This is a genomic window from Streptomyces sp. NPDC057445 (genome assembly GCF_042802855.1).
In the GTDB taxonomy this organism is placed as follows: Bacteria; Actinomycetota; Actinomycetes; order Streptomycetales; family Streptomycetaceae; genus Streptomyces.
The window spans coordinates 65,214-83,076 of the sequence record NZ_JBHVDH010000009.1 but is presented as its reverse complement, the minus strand read 5'-3'; the positions used below and the strand labels follow the sequence as shown (position 1 = coordinate 83,076).

Annotated in this window: 15 protein-coding genes and 1 tRNA gene; 11 read left to right on the top strand and 5 right to left on the bottom strand. The window is 69.7% G+C overall.

The window, feature by feature from the left end; translation table 11 throughout:
- Nucleotides 1-160: 160 nt before the first annotated feature.
- The gene (locus ACFU5O_RS20655; protein ID WP_384242424.1) at nucleotides 161-1,102 is read right to left on the bottom strand and encodes a GlxA family transcriptional regulator; all 942 of its coding nucleotides are present in this window, start codon (nucleotides 1,100-1,102) and stop codon (nucleotides 161-163) included.
- Between ACFU5O_RS20655 and ACFU5O_RS20650 the strand changes: the two genes are divergently transcribed.
- Entirely contained in the window at nucleotides 1,022-1,987 is a 966-nt protein-coding gene (locus ACFU5O_RS20650) for a crotonase/enoyl-CoA hydratase family protein (protein WP_384242422.1), read from the top strand. The genes ACFU5O_RS20655 and ACFU5O_RS20650 overlap by 81 nt on opposite strands.
- A 71-nt stretch (nucleotides 1,988-2,058) precedes the next feature.
- Nucleotides 2,059-3,153 carry a lipocalin-like domain-containing protein gene (locus ACFU5O_RS20645; protein WP_384242419.1) on the top strand — a complete coding sequence of 365 codons (1,095 nt, stop codon included), beginning with the start codon at nucleotides 2,059-2,061 and terminating at the stop codon, nucleotides 3,151-3,153.
- 90 nt (nucleotides 3,154-3,243) lie between these two features.
- Here ACFU5O_RS20645 and ACFU5O_RS20640 read toward each other — a convergent pair whose 3' ends face one another.
- Complete coding sequence (locus ACFU5O_RS20640) at nucleotides 3,244-4,362, bottom strand: helix-turn-helix transcriptional regulator (protein ID WP_384242417.1); 1,119 nt, start codon at nucleotides 4,360-4,362, stop codon at nucleotides 3,244-3,246.
- 100 nt (nucleotides 4,363-4,462) lie between these two features.
- On the opposite strand from ACFU5O_RS20640, the gene ACFU5O_RS20635 reads away from it, so the two are divergent.
- A complete protein-coding gene (locus tag ACFU5O_RS20635; RefSeq protein WP_384242786.1) occupies nucleotides 4,463-4,978 on the top strand; it encodes a DUF664 domain-containing protein in 516 nt (171 codons plus the stop codon).
- Nucleotides 4,975-6,075, top strand: a complete 1,101-nt coding sequence (locus ACFU5O_RS20630) for a winged helix DNA-binding domain-containing protein (RefSeq protein WP_384242416.1) — start codon at nucleotides 4,975-4,977, stop codon at nucleotides 6,073-6,075. Before ACFU5O_RS20635 ends, ACFU5O_RS20630 begins: the two co-directional genes overlap by 4 nt.
- A gap of 161 nt (nucleotides 6,076-6,236) precedes the next feature.
- On the opposite strand, the gene ACFU5O_RS20625 is transcribed toward ACFU5O_RS20630, so the two are convergent.
- Nucleotides 6,237-6,521 (bottom strand): hypothetical protein, encoded by a 285-nt coding sequence (locus tag ACFU5O_RS20625; protein WP_384242413.1) that lies wholly within the window; start codon nucleotides 6,519-6,521, stop codon nucleotides 6,237-6,239.
- A gap of 40 nt (nucleotides 6,522-6,561) precedes the next feature.
- Between ACFU5O_RS20625 and ACFU5O_RS20620 the strand changes: the two genes are divergently transcribed.
- From ACFU5O_RS20620 to ACFU5O_RS20600, 5 genes are all read left to right on the top strand, one after another.
- Entirely contained in the window at nucleotides 6,562-6,900 is a 339-nt protein-coding gene (locus ACFU5O_RS20620; RefSeq protein WP_384242410.1) for a hypothetical protein, read from the top strand.
- Between the two features lie 466 nt (nucleotides 6,901-7,366).
- Nucleotides 7,367-7,666: a hypothetical protein gene (locus ACFU5O_RS20615; protein ID WP_384242408.1), complete on the top strand. Its 300-nt coding sequence runs from the start codon at nucleotides 7,367-7,369 to the stop codon at nucleotides 7,664-7,666.
- Nucleotides 7,667-9,049: 1,383 nt separating this feature from the next.
- Nucleotides 9,050-9,736 (top strand): hypothetical protein, encoded by a 687-nt coding sequence (locus ACFU5O_RS20610; protein ID WP_384242406.1) that lies wholly within the window; start codon nucleotides 9,050-9,052, stop codon nucleotides 9,734-9,736.
- Between the two features lie 199 nt (nucleotides 9,737-9,935).
- Nucleotides 9,936-10,601 (top strand): DUF1153 domain-containing protein, encoded by a 666-nt coding sequence (locus tag ACFU5O_RS20605; protein WP_384242403.1) that lies wholly within the window; start codon nucleotides 9,936-9,938, stop codon nucleotides 10,599-10,601.
- 550 nt (nucleotides 10,602-11,151) lie between these two features.
- The gene (locus ACFU5O_RS20600) at nucleotides 11,152-11,694 is read left to right on the top strand and encodes a GNAT family N-acetyltransferase (RefSeq protein ID WP_384242401.1); all 543 of its coding nucleotides are present in this window, start codon (nucleotides 11,152-11,154) and stop codon (nucleotides 11,692-11,694) included.
- A 409-nt stretch (nucleotides 11,695-12,103) separates the two neighbouring features.
- Here ACFU5O_RS20600 and ACFU5O_RS20595 read toward each other — a convergent pair whose 3' ends face one another.
- On the bottom strand, nucleotides 12,104-13,096 hold the full coding sequence (locus ACFU5O_RS20595; RefSeq protein ID WP_384242399.1) for a hypothetical protein: 993 nt from the start codon (nucleotides 13,094-13,096) through the stop codon (nucleotides 12,104-12,106).
- A gap of 793 nt (nucleotides 13,097-13,889) precedes the next feature.
- On the opposite strand from ACFU5O_RS20595, the gene ACFU5O_RS20590 reads away from it, so the two are divergent.
- Nucleotides 13,890-13,965, top strand: a tRNA-Trp gene (locus ACFU5O_RS20590).
- Nucleotides 13,966-14,510: 545 nt separating this feature from the next.
- On the opposite strand, the gene ACFU5O_RS20585 is transcribed toward ACFU5O_RS20590, so the two are convergent.
- The gene (locus tag ACFU5O_RS20585) at nucleotides 14,511-15,479 is read right to left on the bottom strand and encodes an amino acid permease (protein WP_384242397.1); all 969 of its coding nucleotides are present in this window, start codon (nucleotides 15,477-15,479) and stop codon (nucleotides 14,511-14,513) included.
- 506 nt (nucleotides 15,480-15,985) lie between these two features.
- On the opposite strand from ACFU5O_RS20585, the gene ACFU5O_RS20580 reads away from it, so the two are divergent.
- On the top strand, nucleotides 15,986-17,656 hold the full coding sequence (locus ACFU5O_RS20580) for an Imm49 family immunity protein (RefSeq protein ID WP_384242395.1): 1,671 nt from the start codon (nucleotides 15,986-15,988) through the stop codon (nucleotides 17,654-17,656).
- Nucleotides 17,657-17,863: the final 207 nt, after the last annotated feature.

Below are 17,863 nucleotides of genomic sequence, written 5' to 3'. Positions count from 1 at the left end.
GCGCGCGTCGGAGAGATGGCTGGGACAGCTGCGGGGCGGGCTCATGTCTCGGTGGTACTGCTCGAGCGTGGAGACGGTGACGGCGCATGGATGGGCGAAGATGCTGTGCGGGGTCGGACAGGAGTAGAGGCCCGAGGGATAGCTCCGGCGGCTGAGCGCGTCACCGGCCGGTGCGGAGCCGGCGGACGGTCGCCGCTTCCCGGTAGCCGACCTGCTGTGCGATGGCCGCGGCCGGCAGCGCGGTCGTCGCACGCAGGTGCTCGGCCCGCTCGCTGCGAAGCGCCCGGATGAATGCGTAGGGCGATGTCCCGAGACGTTCGCGCATATGACGTTCCAGGGTGCGGCGCGTGGTGCTGAGGGCGAGAGCGGCGTCCGTCACGCTGACGGGACGGTGCAGATTCGCCCGGGCCCATGTCTCGAAGTCGCTGATGAGCTGATCGTGGTCTGCGAGGTAGTCCGTCACCGCTCCCACGCTCGGCGCGGGACGTTCGTCGACAAGCAGGGCACTGGCGGTCTCCTTGGCCAGTCGCGGGCTGACCCGCGCGACAAGGCTCATGGCCAGGTCGATGTGCGCGAACGCGGCACCGGCGGTGGCGATGCTGCCGTCGCGGACCACCATGCGGGACATGTCCAGTTCGACGGCGGGATAGCGGCACCGGAAGATGTCGCTCAGCCACCAGCTCGTGGTGGCGTGGCGACGGTCGAGCAGTCCCGCCTCGGCGAGGACGAACGTGCCCGTGCACGCGGCGGCCAGCTCCCGCCCTTCTGAGGCCCAGCCTCGGAGCGCCGTGCGCACGGCTCGGGTCTCCTCACGCATCAGGGCGTCGACGAGCGTCGCCGGGCTCTGGGCGGCGAGGGCAGGGACGAACAGCAGATCGACGTCGCCGGTTGCGACGCAGTCGTCGAGCGTGCGGTCCACCGGCACGAGCAGGCCGCCCGCGGTCACAACCGGTTCCCGCGCGGGCGCAACGGTCACGGCTTCCACTGCCGGAATGTTGCCGTCCACCCGCTGCCGGGCGGCGTGCGCCGTCCGCAGGACGTCAAGGACGGTCGTCAGCCCCGAGTCCCAGCAGCCGCTCAGGACCACCACGCCAATCCTCATGTCGCAGACGCCCCTTCGCATGTCGCATCCGGCCTCAGTGTGCTCCCTACGGTGAGCCCATGTCATCCACACAGCATCCCTCGGCAGACTCCGCCCCCCCGGCCGGGAAAAGTACTCGTCGAACAGGACGGTCCGGTCCTCAGGATCGCGCTCAACCGGCCGGAGAAGGCCAACGCGATCGACTCGGACATGATCACGAGCCTGTCGTACGCCCTGACCCGGCTGTCGGACGATGCCGCGTTGCGCGTCGCAGTGGTGTACGGCAACGGCGCCCACTTCACGGGCGGTCTCGATCTCGCCTCCCTCGCCCCCCGCCTGGCGACCGGTGGCGACGGCCTGATCCCCGACGGCGGACGTGACCCGTGGGGAATGTACGGCAAACCGGCGAGCAAGCCGGTCGTCACCGCGGTCCACGGCCGGTGCTTCACGGCAGGTCTGGAACTGGTACTCAACAGCGAGTTGTGCGTCGCGGCGGACAACACGGTCTTCGGACAGCAGGAGGTCACGCGCGGCATCGTGGCGCTCGGCGGCGGCACCGTCCGCCTGCCCCATCGCGTCGGCTGGGGCAACGCGATGCGGTACCTGCTGACCGGGGACCAGTTCGACGCGCAGGAAGCCCTGCGCATGGGTGTGGTCCAGGAGGTGGTGCCGGCAGGCGAGCAGCAGGATCGCGCGCTGGAGCTGGCGCAACGCATCGCCCGGCAGGCACCGCTGGCCGTGCAGGCCACGTTGGCCGACGCCCGGGTTGCGCTGGCCGGGACGATCGCGGCCTCCGCGACCAGTCTGCGGGGCGAGGTGGGACCGCGGCTGTTCGCGACGGCCGACGCAGCCGAAGGCATCGCGGCACTGGTGGAACGCCGCACGCCCGTCTACAAGGGCGCCTGAGCAGATCCATCCGCACATTTCCCCGACCATGCGGGCTCCGCGCACCGGCCTGCGGAACTGAGGACCCACACATGCATGCTTTGATCGGCGACCAGCCTCGGCACTACGAGCGACTGAACCTGACACCCGGCGTTGTCCAGCCCTGGGAGGACGGACTGCGCACCGGCGCCGCCGGCGGGACCTTCGAGTGGTGGTACTGCGACGCACACCTGGACGACGGGTCCACTCTGACCGTCGAGTTCCACACCAAGCCACCCTTCGTCTCGCCCAAGGCGCCGCTGACGCCTTTCGTGCTGTTCACCCTGACGCTTCCGGACGGCTCGAGGATCGACAAGGCGTACACCGCGGAGCCCGACGAGTTCCGGGCGTCCACGCAGGGTTGCGATGTCGCCATCGGGAACAACATCTTCCGTGGGGGACAGGGCGGTTACACGATTCATGTGGAGGTCGAGGACGTGGTCCTCGACCTCGCCCTCACCGCGCAGGTCCCGCCTTGGCGGCCCGCCACCGGACACGCGTTCTTCGGTGCCGCAGAAGAGCACTACATCGCCTGGCTTCCGGTCGTCGCCCATGGCTCCGTCACTGCGACGCTGACCGTCGACGGGACGACCCGGGAGCTGACGGGCAGCGGATACCACGATCACAACTGGGGAAACATCGCGCCGCGCAAGGTGCTCGACCACTGGTACTGGGGCCGGGCCCGGCTCGGCGAGTACACAGTCGTGACCCTGATGTTCGTCAGCCACGAGCGGTACGGCAAAGCGGTGCTTCCCGCGGTTCTGGTAGCCCGGGCCGGCGAGGCCGTGGTCTCGGCCGTCGGTGCCGACGCCGTCGGATTCACCGAGCACGGGGTGAGCGTTCACCCGACCACACATGTCGCGGTCGGTTCGGAACTGGAGTATCGGGTGACCGACGGGGACGACACCTACACCATCGCCTTCCGGCACCGGAAGGACGCCTTCTTCCTGGATTTCGGCAAGGCTGGGGCGTACCACCGGTTTCTGGGAGATGTGACGCTGCGCCGTGACGGCGCCGAGGACTCGCAGACCCTGCGGGACCAGACCCTGTGGGAGTTGCTGCACTTCGCTCCCCGGGCACCCGAGGACGACGCAGACCCGCACGGGACCCAGCACATCCCGGTTCCGGTGATCGGCCACCAGGCCTGACCGGACGAACTCCGGGTCCAGGGCCGCCCTCCCGCGAGTGTTCCCCGACCCGGAAAGCCCCGGGTCAAGGGTTTCGGACTCACCTGGAACTCATTCGGAAGGCCGCCGCTGCAAGGAAACCGGGACTGCGGAGCCCGAGGGTGACTTGGCGGGCTTGGCGGGCTTGGCGGGCTTGGCGGGCTCGGGGGGCTCGGGGGGCTCGGCGGGCTCGGGGGGCTCGTTGGTCGCGGCGTTGGCGTAGCGGCGGGCCAGGTGAGCGAAGGCGTGGTTGAGTTCGGGTGGGCCGACGACCTCGATGTCGGCGTCGAACCTGCCGATGCTCGCGGCCAGGCCGGGCCATGACCAGGAGCCCAGGACGAGCCGGCAGCGGTCCGGGCCGAGTTCCTCGACGATTCCGTCGCGGGTGTACTGGGACACGACGGCGGCGGGCAGGTCGAGGATCACCTCGCCACGGCAGGGCCAGTCGCCCGAGCCGTCGGAGCCCCCGAACCTGGCGGCGACGAAGGCGGCCACCTCGCCTCCGGGCACTTCGCGCGGCGTGAAGCGGGGCCCCGTAGGGGTACGCGGGGTGATCCGGTCGGCGCGGAAGGTGCGCCAGTCCTCGCGGTCGAGGTCCCAGGCGACGAGGTACCAGCGCCCGCCCCAGGTGACGAGGTGGTGGGGCTGCACCCGGCGCGGAGGAGTTTCGGCGCGGTCGTCGTTGCCGCCTCCCGGTGGCGATGCGGAGGTGTAGTCGAAGCGCAGCACCTCGCGGGCGTGGACAGCGGCGCTGAGCGTCATGAGCACGCTGCTGTCGACCTGCGGGTCCGGCCGGATCGCGGGCCGCTCGACGGCGGTGACCTGGATGGTGTCGATGCGGCGACGAAGACGGGCGGGCATGACCTGCCGGACGGTGTTCAGCGCGCGCGCCGCGGCTTCCTCGATGCCGGCGCCGGTGGTGGTGGCGATCTGGAGTGCGACGGCGAGTGCGACGGCCTGCTCGTCGTCGAACAGCAACGGGGGCAGTTCCGTGCCGGCGTCGAGCCGGTACCCGCCATCGGGGCCCTTGGCCGCCACGATGGGATAGCCGAGCTCACGCAAGCGGTCGACATCACGGCGGACGGTGCGCGCGCTGATGTCCAGCCGCTCGGCCAGCAGCGCCCCCGGCCAGTCCCGGCGCGCCTGGAGCAGCGAGAGCAACGACAGCAGTCGCGCTGAGGTCTTCTGCATGACTCCATATTGCCCTGAGAAGCGGCCACATCCTGTCCGCTTCTCCTGCGACGGTTGTCTCGTGCCAGACAACGAGAACGACCGGAGGGCCCCGATCACCGTGACCGCCACGACCACGCCCCGCCCCACTCTCGACGCCGAGCGAGCCGACCTGCTCGCCGCGCTCGCAGCCGCGCGATCGGCCCTGACCAACACGACGCGCGAGCTCAGCGACGAGCAGGCCGGCGAGCAACCGACGGTCAGCGCGCTGTGCCTGGGCGGGCTGATCAAGCATGTCGCGTCCATCGAGGACGGATGGATGCGCTTCGTGGTCGAGGGCCCGTCCGCGATGCGCTACGACCTGCCCGACGGCGTCACCTGGGCCGATCTCACGGCCGGTACCGCACGCGAGTTCCCGCAGTCCGCCCTCTTCTTTGCCGGACTGGTCCTGACCGCGCTGGTGACATCCATCACCAGCGTGGTTCTGATGGCCACGTTGAGGATCGACTCCTATCCGGACGCCCTGCTGTTCGGCCTGATCGTCGGAGCCGGCGTGGTCTGTGCGCTGTCGGTGGTCAGGCGCGTGTCGTTCGGCCGACGTTCGGTCGGCGAGTGCGTTGAGGCGTGTTCCCGATGACCGTTCTTGATGACCGGGCCCTCAATCGCGCGTCGCTTGCCCGGCAGTTGCTGCTCGATCGAGCCGACGTGCCGGTCGTCGATGCCGTCGCGCACCTCGGCGGTCTGCAGGCGCAGGAACCGCAGGAACCCTTCGTCGGACTGTGGTCGCGACTGTGCGCGTTCGACCCGGAGGTGCTCTCGGGCCTGTTGATCCGGCGGAGAGTGGTGCGGACTCATCTCATGCGTCGCACGGTCCACCTTGTTACGGCCGAGGATGCTCTGGCCTGGCGGGCCCGCCACGACGCCATGCTGCGCCAACGGGTACTGGGGAACTACCGCCGTGAGCTCGCCGGGACAGACCTCGACGAACTTGCCGCGGCGGGCCGGGCGGTGATGGCCGACGACGTGCCTCGCTCGATGACCGAGCTGGCGCGGGCGCTGGCCGTGCGGTGGCCGGCGCCGGGGCCGCGGGCCCTGGGGGAGATGTTGGTCGCGGCTCTCGTCCCGGTGGCGCAGTTGCCGCCGCGGGGGCTGTGGCGGACGAGGGCAGGAGTGCGCAACGTCCTGCTGTCGTCCTGGCTGGGTCGCGAGATCGATGCTCTGTCCATGGACGGTTCCGATCCTGTGGGCCAGGCGCTGGTACGGCGCTATCTGGCTGCGTTCGGCCCCGCGGCTTCGGCCGACCTGCGCGCCTGGTGCGGTCTCGCCGGACTGCCGGCCGCGGTCGCCGCGATACGCGAGGAGCTGGTGACCTTCCGTGACGAGCGAGGACGGGTGCTGTTGGACCTACCCGGCGCGCCGCGCCCCGATCCCGACACACCCGCCCCGGTGCGGTTCCTGCCGGCGTTCGACAACGCGCTGCTCGGCTACCACGACCGCAGCCGGATCATCGACGGGGCCCACCGCGGCCTGTCGGTCGCCGGCGAGCGCGTTGTCCTGGTCGACGGCCGGGTCGCCGCGACCTGGACCGTCAAGGACGGCACCGTGATGGTCACTCCGTTGCGCAGCTTCTCCCGGGCCGACCGCACCGCCGTCGCCGAGCAGGGGCGGGAACTGGCGCTGTTCCTCTCCGACAACGACAGCCACCGCGTGCGGGTTGCCGCGTCTTCCCGCTGAGCGGTACGCCGCGAGATCCCCTTCCCTGCCTGCTGCCTGCTGCCTGCTGCCTGCTGCCGTGCGGTGCCGTGCTGTTCCGTGTGGTTCTGTGCCGGGGCGGCGAGCGGCTGTCTGCGCGGTGGCTGTCCGGTCGGCCGGACCGGGTGCAGGTTCGTACGTTGTCAGGCGGAAGCCACAACCTTCCCGGCTGTGACCTGGGGAGGGTTGGGGAGCAGGGACGCGAGGTTGTCCCGGACGAAGTCCGCCGCTCTCGAGACTGATTCCTCGGCCCCGGCCTGGTCCTGGAAGATGCTGGTCGAGACCATGACTGCGTTCCCGGCATCGATCCAGTAGTAGGCAACGAAGCCGGGGGTCTGGCGCATGAGTGGCACGAACCCCTCGTCCACCAGGCGTGCCGCCTCGGCCGGATCGGTCACCCCTTCGTATCGCCGGACTGCTGCGTACATGGCCGGTCTCCTCGCGGGTTTTGGGTGCGTGGTTTCGTCCTTGACGCAGACGCTTTACCCGTCGCGACGGCCACTTTGCTCGCGAAGCGTGCGGCAATCACCGGAAGGGCCGTCTTTGGTGATCCGAACGGCGGTTCCGGTTCTTCTCCAGCCGTCGCGGAAGGCGGCCTGGCCGGCCCAGGTGCGGCTGGAGCGGTCGGTGGGCGGCGGCCGGCCGCGCGGCATCGTTCCAGCCCGGCCCGGGGTGCTGTGCGGCTTCGACCGGGATTGGCCGCCGTCGGGTCGTCGGCAGTCCGTGTTCCGGCTGCGGCATTGGGTTCTGACCATGCTTGCTGTCGACCAGGGCGGCCGGGAGATCGGCGAGATGTTCCGCGGGTGAGTGAGGCGTTTACAGGGTTCGGCGGCCGGGTCGCCGGCGCGGTCAGCGACCGGTCGGCGGCCCCCACGGCAGACAACCCGAGCCCCGCCGCCCTGCCACACACAAGCCCCCTCCGGACATGGCCCGCAATACCGACACGCGCCCGCGGTCCGGGCGTCGCCCCGGTGCGGGGCTCTGTCGGGCCTACGCTGCCCGGTATGCCGGCAGCGTGAGTGGTTGATCCACGGGGATTTGTCAAGTCCCGAGATGCAGCGGCGTGACAGGGGTGCTTATCGGGGGCTTAATTGAGTCATGGGTTCACGCAGGCCGGGTGGCCCGTCCGTATCGTTCGGGAAAGTCCTGACGGCGTGTTTTGCGGGGCATTTCGTCCCGTTGCTGAATGGCCCGTGAATGGACAGGTTGTCCAGTGGTCCCTTGGTCTTTTCATCCCCTCATTCCCCTCTTTTTCTTGCGAAGGAGAATTCCCATGGCTCGCATTTTCCGTACCCGGCGTTTTGTGACGCTGACCGCTTCGACCGCTCTGGCCGCGGGAGGTGTGCTGGTGCCCACCAGTGCGTTCGCCGCTCCGGCGCCGGCTCACGCGGTGACGGCGAAGGCAGCCGTTCAGGGCGACAACTGGCGTCACGGCCACGGCGACAAGTGGCGCCACGGTGACAGCGGCGGCCGGAACAAGGGCGGCGGAGGCGGTGGGAGGGGGAATATCGTTGTCATCATCGGCAACAACAACACGGTGCCTGTCAACAACGGGACTGTCAACACCCGTTGAGAGAGCAAGCAGGTGCAACACCGGTGAGGCTGTGGCCCGGCCGGGTGGCAACGTCAAGGGGACGTGTCACCCGGCCGGGCCCGTGCGTGTGCCGTGGAAAGCGGTATGCGCACACTTTCGCCCTGTGTTTTCGGCGTGATGGCACCACCCCGGGGCGCCGGTATCGATTCCTGGATCGAGGAGAGGGGGTTCGCCCGGTGTCTGCGGAGTGCGCGACTGGGCGACGAATGCGTGCAGGCTGCACTTTGGCGGCGCCCGGTGTCCCGGGGCCTGCCGGGGGCGTTCGGCATGCTGGTTCGGCTGCCGGTTACGCCTGCTGTCGTCCACCGCGCTTCCGCCTCCGGATCTCATCGAGGCCGGTGCCACGGGGAGCGGAGCCAGTACGTCGCTGGAACCGGGGTCGTCCACAAGGCCGGGCAGCAGCACGGTCCGTGCGGCCGGCGACGATGTCGACCGGCCGGCACGCCGGACACGATGGGCTGTGCGAAGGGTGGTCCGGTCGCCGGGGGCCGTGATCTTCTGTGCCCCACCTGCACGACCGGTGGGCATGGCGCGGGAGCACGGCAAGGGGCCTGTATCTGGGGCGGCGCCCCGCACGCCACCGGACACTGTGGCCACATCGGAGCAGGAACCAGGCAGGGATGTGCGCTGCCGGGAACGCACTCGGGGAGAAGAACCGCGCACGCGTGATGCTTGCGGGCCGGTCTGGACGGCACGCGCTGAGCGGCCGGTCGCGTTGGTCCGGCGCCGCGGTGGCCCAGGGGGCCGAGGGTCAGCGGAGCGCCGGACTGGCGGGCGAGGTTCCCGCCGGCCTGTGATCCCTTCTGTCGCGTGGGTGCCCTGACTGGTGGCGGGGCACGGGCGGGGTCGTGGGCCGAATGGCCGGGAGGCCTTTCCCCGGGCGGGAAGCCACGCGGGGCAGGATGCCGGGATCATCGGGACGGTCGGCCTCGCGCTTGCTTCCCCGATGGTGCGCCGCTGCTCGCGTGTGTCAACCGGTGTCCGGCTCGGGTCCGCGGTGTTCGGCGCCGCCAGTGCCGCCAGTGCCGCCACTGCCGCCAGTGGCCGGTGCTGTTGATGCCGCGTCAGGGGGTGGCTTGATGGCCGGGTCTGGTGAAGTCGGTTACGGCGGGCTGAGGTTGGGGCCGGGCGGGCATGGCCGACAGGGGGTGTGCGGAGCCCGGTGAGCGTGCGGCGGCGCTCGTGTGCGGGGTCCTTGTGATGGTTTGTGCGCTCGATTCCTCGAGGCGGGGATCGGCTCACCTCCCGGCGCGGCTTCGGGGCGGTTCTCCTGGGGCTTTTGGGTCGCATCGCTGCCTGGTGGTGCCTTGGCGGCCTTTTACCCGGAGCGTGCGCTCTGGTCAAGCCCCGATATGTCGGAACGTGACCGCATTGCGCTGCTCGGGCCTACTGGAAGTGGCCTCACGGAAAGGGAAACGAGGCAGCACGGTAGGGCGGAATTCCTCACCGGGATTTCTTCTCGCCGAACCGCCGGTTCATCTCTTTGGCGGCTCCGGTGGAAACCCATACCGGTCCGCCCGTTCTGTGAATTCGGTGGGGCGTCGTGAAGTATTCCCCCGCAATAAGGAGAAAACCATGACCCGTAATGTTCACATCAACGACAATGCCCGTCCCAAGCGCCGGCGCTTTCGTCTCGCAACGGTTCTCGCCTCGGCCGCCGTGATCGGCGGGGGCGTCCTCTTTCCGGCTACCGCGATGGCGGCCCCGAAGCCCGCCGCGCCTGTGGTGAGCCTCGCCGGTCATCACACCGGCATCCAGGCCGGTACCGGTGGCCAGGGTGGCGACGGCTTCTTCGGTGGTACCGGTGGCCGTGGTGGTGACGGCATCTTCAACGGTGTCGGTGGCCGTGGTGGTGACGGCTTCTTCGGTGGTACCGGTGGCCGTGGTGGTGACGGCATCTTCAGCGGTCTCGGTGGCCGTGGTGGTGACGGCTTCTTCGGCGGCATTGGTGGCCGTGGCGGTAATGGCTTCTTCGGTGGTACCGGCGGCCAGGGCGGTAACGGCTTCTTCGGTGGTACCGGCGGCCAGGGCGGTAACGGCTTCTTCTGACCCTCACCCGCCGACGGGCCGCCACGATCCGCGTCCGGGCCGTGGCAGCCCACCGGCACGGGGGAGGTCGTACGCGGCCTCCCCCGTGCCCCTGCCAAGTCGGTCATCGCGAAAACAACCGCCGGTCCGCCGTACACGGCGTCGGGGCCGGCGCACAGCACCTGCAGGTCAACATCCATGTCGTGGAACGGAGTCCCCCATGTCCAGAAGTCTCTGGCGGCGTCCATTCATCCTGGCGGCGGCCGCAGCGGCCCTCGCCGTCGGCACCGCATGCGCCGCACCGGCGCCGCACAATGCAGGCACAGACCACTCCGCCAGTGCCGGTGACCGCCTCGGCAAGAGTCCGCAGGGCGGCCGGGGTGGTGACGGTGGCCGTGGTGGTGACGGAATCTTCAACGGTCGCGGTGGGAACGGCGGTGACGGCGGCCGCGGCGGTGGCTGCCTGCGCGGTAGCGGCGGTGACGGCGGCCGTGGTGGTGACGGCGGCCTGGGCGGCATGCTCGGTCAGCCAGGTGAGCCCGGCAAGCCCGGCCGGCCAGGCGAGCCTGGTCTGGGTGGCCAGGGTGGTGACGGCGGCCGGGGCGGGGACGGCTTCCTCGGCGGTACCGGCGGCCGCGGCGGTGACGGCGGCACGGGCGGCTGCCTCAGGTTCAGCGATCTGCCGGACAAGACCAAGGACAAGCTCTCGGCCGCGGACAAGGCACGGATCGTGATGATCGTTGTGTACGGGGACGTCACGAGCGCCGAGGTCGCCAGGAAGTACAAGATCCCACAAAGCGAGGTCGACACCTGGAAGCGGAACGTCCTCGACGGTGACTGGTTCACATTGCTGGGAATGGACCCCTTGGCGTTCCCTCGTGACTGACCACGCGGACCCGACGACCCCGGGGCTTCAGGACCAGGACCCGGAGCGCACCGCGGATACGGGAGTTCCGGCGAGCCACCACGAAGCCCGTGGTGGCGTCGGAGCGTTTGACGATGTCGAGGGTGAGCTGGGGCTTCTCGGCCGGCCGGTCGGCCCGCGCGGCCGCCGTCCGCCCAGACGAGACGGATCGAGAAGTACAGCGTGCGCAGCCGCTGAAGCAGCCCGACGGCCGCGTCGCGGTCCTGCGCATTCGCCGCGGTCGCGCGGCATGCGCCGACGGGTCGCCGTGTCCACGCGCCAGGAGCTCGTTTCCGTCGAGGCCGGTGAACATTCGAAGCACGAACAGGGTCCGCAGGAGCGTGGTGGCGTGCCGGACGCCCAGACGGAGTGATGCGACCGGTCGCGCTGCAGGTGGCTCGCGGGAGCCGTAGGAGGCTACGGCGGAGACCACCACGGCCCGGGGTCCAGTGAGCCCCCGGAGGGAATGCGTGGGCCCATGCCTGCCTCGGTTATCCTGCCTCGTCCTGAACAGGCCAGGGAGGTCCCCACCATGAGCAGCACCACGTCGTCCTTGCCCGAGCGGATTGAGCTTTCGGGGGAGGGGCTCGTCCTCCGCGACTGGACCGAGGCTGACCTGGCTGCGATGCCCGAGCTGTTCGACCACCCTGACATTGCGTACTGGACACCGATCGTCTCGCCCTTCGACGAAGCGGCCGCCCGTGCACGGCTGGACCGGGACCGGCAGCTGCGGGAGGAGGGCACGACCATCCTGCTTGCCATCACCGTCGACGGCGGCGCACCGCTCGGCGAGGTAATGCTGCGGCGTGCCCCCGAGGGCATGGAGCTCGGCTACGCGGTCGGCCCGGCGCACCGCGGCCAGGGGCTGGCAGTACGGGCGGTGCGGGTGTCAGCCGCGTACGCCTTCGAGCAACTGGGCGCGGAGCAGTTGATCCTGGAGCTGGAGGCCGAGAACGCCGCCAGCGTCGCCGTAGCGACCAAGGCGGGCTTCAGACTGCTCGACGTGCCGCTGATCACGGGTGAGGAGAAGGGGCGGCCCTACACCCTGCAGACGTGGGGTCTGAACCGCTCCTGACCCTCCATCACGAGCATCCGACACCACGCTCCCCCCGGGGCTATGACCGCCGGCCTCCAGATGCACAAACTCATCGAGCTGATTCCGACGTGAAAGCTGCTGGAAGCTCCCTCAGACCGTGACGATCCGTAGGGGCTTCCAGCAGCATCGGCACCCCCACTGGGAGGGCCTTCAACCCTGTCGGCGAGGGCACGGCTCCTGGCCACCGGCGGAGACCGCAAGACCGACCCCGCTGACGCACTCCACGTCGCCCAGGCCGCGCTCTTCCGCGCCTACCTGCGCAGAATCACATCGGAGGACCAGGCGGCATCCTGCGGCTGTTGACCGAGCGCCACGACGACCAGGTCAACGAGCGGACGCGCACCACAAACCGAACGCACGCACTCCTGCGTGACGCCGCACGCGGCGCTCACGCCCTTCCTGACGGGTCCTGGAACCTGGCCGCTGCCGCCTGGACCTGGATCTCGATGTCGTAGTGCCCGCCGACGCGGTCACGGAGGATGCGGGCGACCCGGAGCCGGTGCTTGTGCGCCCCGGGCACGTCCTGGTCCGGGGCCGGGTCCAGCGCGCTTTCGTCGGACGACCGTGCCTGATCGGGGCCCCACACAGCCCCGCCGGGCAGTGGCTGGTTCGGTTGCACGGACGGCGACACGGCCGGGTCGGACGCCTCACCGTCGTTGCCCATCAGCGACGAGACGGCGATGAGACCACCTACGGCCCCGACCCCGCACACCCCCGCGAGGCGCCCCGGCTTCACGACGAGCCGCGCGACGTCGATGCGCCGGGCTCTCGCCTTCGGTCGGGCAGGTTTTGGTGACGTCACCGGGGTCGCGGGCCACTGGAAGCAGTTGGGCCCAGCCGTGAACGGCGAGACTGCGTCTCCGTCCGCGGTGCTCCACAAGGATTCGCGGGGGGCCGGGACATTCCCAGGAGACGAGTCGGGCTTCGGGATGACGTGGTGGTGGGCGCCGACGGGGGGCAATCCGTCCTCCGCTGCTTGGCCATCCGGCTCTGTGCCACGCTCCCACAGCGGCTCCACCACAACCGCCGACGCGGCAACAGGGCGTGGACTGCGTGCCTCTCCCATCGGCGTCCGCGGCCGGAACGCGTCCCAGTCGTCGCCGGGCTGCCGCCACGGGTGCGAAGGCGCGGCCTCGGCGCCGGACGAGCCGCTGGAGTCTGCGCTGCGCCCCCTCCCGTCGAGCGGGTGCTCCACGGATGTGCGGCGCCCAGGCACCCGTGACGCATCGGCCGTTCCGTACAGCGGGGTGAAACCGTCGAGGAGTTCGGCGCGAGCGTCGTCGAGCGCCTGCAGGACCTGCTGAAAGGAGTCCATGATCGAGCGCTCGAACTCAGGCCCTGGAGGAAGGGCTTCCTGTGGCTCGCTGTTGTCAAATTTCACCGGCAGTCCTCCTCGACCGACATCCACGGGGCTGCCCGAATCGGACAGACGCAGGATGTCTTGTAGCGGCCGGATAGCATCGAAACGATGAGCTGGCACCTTGGGGGCACCGGGGTTGCAAGGCTTGTTCGGTCACAGAGCCATACGCGGCCGGCGCGGGTTTGTCTCATTTGCTTTCCGAGGAACTGCCTCTTCGTCGATGACGAACCTTGCCTGCCGGGGACGCCGAGGCGGATCGTCGTCCGACTCGAGACATCGCGCCGGACCGTCAGGAGTGGCTGTCGGACGACTCGACGGAGGTGCAGCGGAAGCGCCCCGGCTGACGGGCTCCCGAGCAGGGCCCCAGTTCACTGCTGCTACCAGCATGTCTGCGAGAAACTCCGCATCGTCACCTGTGGCTACGCGCAACGAAAATCCCCTGTCGCTCATACGGCAGATCCTCTACGACCGGCCATAGAGCACACACCCCACCGGTGAACCTTCCTGGTCACAGCACGATGGCACGCGCTGAGACTCCCCGGCCGCGCTGCCGACCAGCCCGGCTCTGTCCGGAACCACCGGTCGGGGGCGAAGTGGTAGCAGTCCGAGGTTCCAGCAGGGTACGGAGTACGTCAACGCCTCGTCCGTCAGGGCCTGACCGCCTGAAGCCCGGGGCGCAGCCGACCGGCTGCGCCCCGACTGCTGTTCGACTCATTCCGCCACCAGGTGGCGAGGCAGCCGGGGAGGCCCCGGGCTGCCCACAAGAAAATCCATGGAGAGAGGACTGCCGGGCGTGCCAAGCTGACCCCGTCGAAGGGGTGTAGCTCAGAGGCCAGAGCGCCGGTCTCCAAAACCGGATGCCGCAGGTTCGACTCCTGCCACCCCTGCCACCCCTGCCACTGATCACGGCTTCGAGGCCGTCCCATGGCATCCGCCACCCGTCATGTCGCGCTCAGCCGCCGTCGTTTGACGACTTCCCCTTGCCTCCGTCGGCGCCCGGCAGCCGACACACCAGCCAGGAGGACCACCATGGGCTCATGACATTGGCCACGCCGGGAGCATCGACGACCTGACCGACATGATCAGCCATATGCGGGCGCTCGCCCCGCGGTGGTGGGAGTACACCGGCGCCACGCTTGGAGATGGCGTGGGCCATCACGGTGTGATCGCCCCGGCGGCAGGGGCGCGTCGTCGGCCGTCACCGCCCGGCCTGGTGCGGCGAATTCGTCGACGTCTATCCTGCCGAGGTCCGGCGGTAGTTCCCAAGTACACGTTGCGCAGCAACCGTGCGTGTGGGTACTGCCCCTCCAAACCCTGGCGTGCTGAGCGTCCCCCGCCACATTCCCGTGGCGGTCGAGGGACTCACAGCCCGCGGGCCGTGGTCACAGGTTCAATCGGACGTTGAGCAGGCATACGACCGCGTCGGTGTGGGCGTTCAGAAGGCCGGCCATGAGGATGCCTCGTTGGTTCTGGAGGATCCGGTAGCGGCTGTGCAGGGGTTCCACCTGCGGGATGAGCACGGCGATCCGCCTGTCGTCGCGGTCGGGGGTGGCCTGTTCGACGTAGTCGACGACGGGATGCACCAGGGCATGCTGGGGGCTGTCGATGATTTCGAGCCGTACACCGGGGTTCCACCGCGTCCAGTCGGCGTCGCGCATGATGTCGGCTTTCTCCTGGTCGTGAAGACGGCGACCACGACGACCTCCTCGCCCAGCGTGTACGCGGCGTTGACGGCGGAAACGGCGACCGCGTCGACCCCACCCAGCGGAACGATGACGAGACTGTGGGCGCGTGTCGGACGCGGCGGGGTGCGGTCCAGTCTGAGCTCGTTCTCGACGAGGGTGTAGTAGCGCTCGATTCGAGAGAACAGCAGCATGAGCAGCGGCACGATGAGGACGACGATCCACGCACCGGCGAGGAACTTGGTGGTGAGCAGGACGATGCCTGCAACGGCCGTCAGCACCGCCCCGATGCCGTTGATCAGTACCCGAGGCAGCCACGCGTCAGGGCGCTGGGTGAGCCAGTGCCGGACGAGGCCGATCTGGCTGATGGTGAAGCCGACGAGAACGCCGATGGCGTAGAGCGGGATCAGGCGCTGTGTGTCGGCGCTGACGACAATCAGCAGCGCGCCGGCCATCATCGCCAGGGCGGCGACGCCCCAGCGGTGTACGGGCCGTTCCGAGCGGAGGGCGAACAGGTGGGGGAGACGGTCGTCTTTGGCAAGCAGGCTCATCAGGACCGGTAGGCCGCCGAAGCTGGTGTTCGCTGCGATGCCCAGTACGAGGGTGACGAGGAGACTGATGGCGTAGTAGGCCCAGCCGGTCCCGAAGGCACTGGCGGTTAGCTGGGCCAGCAGCGTCACATGACCCGGTACGACCTCTGCCCAGCTCGACAGCAGCGCCATCGGTGAGGGTGCCGACTTCGCTGCCGAGACAGGCGGCATCGAACATCGCGAGCGGTCCCGGGGTTCACAGGGTCGGCCCTTCGCCCCAGGCACACAGATCGACCTGCTTGGTGTGGTCACCAGAACAGCCAAGTGATCGGTCGGCGTTCAACTCCCAGCACCGGACCGGAGACCAGCCCTCCAGGGAGTCCGGCGCCCTCCAAGATCACCACACCACTGAAGCCACAGAACCGCGGGTGGACCAATTCCGTCGGTGGCCCAGGATGTGCGTCTGCCGGGAGCGTAGCCGGGACGCTCAGAATCCGCCGGTGGAGCGGTACGCGTCCTCGGCGGGGCCCGTATCCCACAGCGCGCGCCTGCCTTGTCAGACCCTGTGCCTAGGCTGTCCGCACGGTCCGGCGTCAAGGAGCAGCCCAGTGCGGATAGAGCGTCATCAGGTAGGCGAGGCAGTCGTTTCGGCGGCGCGCGAGGACTTCGCGAGCCGGATCGGGGGACGGGCCCGGTCCATGTCGAAGGCCGGTCGGATGGCCACCTACGAATGGCAGTCGATCGCCGACGAGTTCCTCGACTACCTGGGCGCCCTCTCCGTCGAGACGCCCAGCCTCGACACCTCGGAGGCCAAGGCCGCCCTCAAGGATGCCACCGAGTCCGCGGTCGGCGCCGTGTCTTTCGCGGCGTACTTCCCGCACTGCACCTTCCAGGTCTTCCTCGACTACGTGAACTTCGGCATCAGCTACGACCCGAGCGACGAGGACGACGTCGAGGAAAGCGTCACCCCTGGCGAGTGGATCGACGCGTTCTGCCTGACGATCCTCAGAGACAGGGCCAAGTGGCACGGTGAGGCCTTCCACTTCGCCCGCGAGAAGTTCGCTGAGAAGGCACAGGGAAGCCCCGCCGGCGAGCTCGTCACGGGTTTCATGGCTCAGGTTCTCGACGACACCGGAAACGACCAGGACCACCCACCGAACGCGCAGGCGAAGCTCGCCGCCATCGACGCCGCGTTGGCCCGCATCCGCAGCCGGGCTGAGGAGACCGGCGAAGGCCTCCTCGACCGGCCCGACAGCGTGGCGCTGAGGACCCTGCGCGCCCTGTCTGCCGAGGACCGGGAGGCCTTCGACTCCGGACTGGCCGCCCTCCTGCTCCCGCACACCACCGTTCACGGCGCCACTGCCTCGCCGAGCAGTCTCCTCCCGCTCCTGCCGCTCGGCCTGGCCGCGCTCGCGTACCGGACCCTGGGCTGGGCGCCGGCCCTCCACACCGACTACCTCCCGCACGCCCTGGTCACCGGTTTCGAGACCCGCGGTCCAAGGGTCGGGGGTTTTGGCCGTAACCGGCGTCCGGACGCGGTCGCCGCGCTGGCCGCAGGTCCGCTGGTGGTCGAGCGGCCGGCATGCGACCGGACCGTGAACGCGGAGAGCGAGGCGCTGTTCGACCAGTACACCCGGGAAGCCTTCACTCCGGAGGAAGGAAAACCCCTCGTCGTAAGGCGGCTCGGGCGCGCCATGCGCTACCAGGAGCTCCTCTTCAAGTGGCGCGCCGGAAACTCCGCCGACGTCACGGACGCCCAGCTCGCGAACCTGCTGCTGGCCTCCCAGCTGGGGGCGGCCCTGTTCCGCATCGCCCTGGCAGAGCCGGGCACCGAAGTCGCGGTGACCATCGGCGGCCAGAACCTGCGCTATCCGGCTGCGCGGGGCGGGGAGGCGGGCGCCGGCTACTGGGAGAACGCCACCGCCTTCGCCCTGATCACCGGTGTACGCGAGGACCTCGCTCCCTTGGTCCTCGCCGGCCCTGCGATCGCCGGCAAGGACGGCTCCGCCTTCGCCGCGTACCGGGAGGCCCTCCACGCCTACCTGACAGGGGTGGAGACCGAGCCGGCGGCGGAGCGGGCGCTGCGGGAAATCGAGAAGGCCAAGGACTGGGGCTTCCTGCCGCCACCGGCCGTACTGTTGTCGCAGCTTGTGAAAGGCGACGAGGAAAGCTTCAACCTGGCTCTGGCCGATGCCCTCGAAGCCCACCGCGATCACTACCAGGTCGCCGACCGCGCCGACGATCCCGCCTCCACGATTGACGTCAACGTCCTCGCCCTGTGCTGCCACGCCCGCCGCCGGGGCTGGGACATCCGGGTCGAGTCCCCCTACCTGCCCCAGCGGCTCCTCAAGGCTGCCGAATCCGTCTAGACCCCGGCCGGTCCAGCTGGGCAACGGTCCGCCCCGAACCCTCGGCTCAACCCACCGTCCTGCCCGGCAGGGGGCACCCAGCTGGACTGACGTGCACCGCGCGCCGGTTCGCGAATCCCGCCCGGAACCGGGCCTGTTCGGCAATCGCACGGCGCGGCCGGCCAGGCGTATCCAAGTGGTCTCCGGTGGCGGCGGATACGGTCGGCG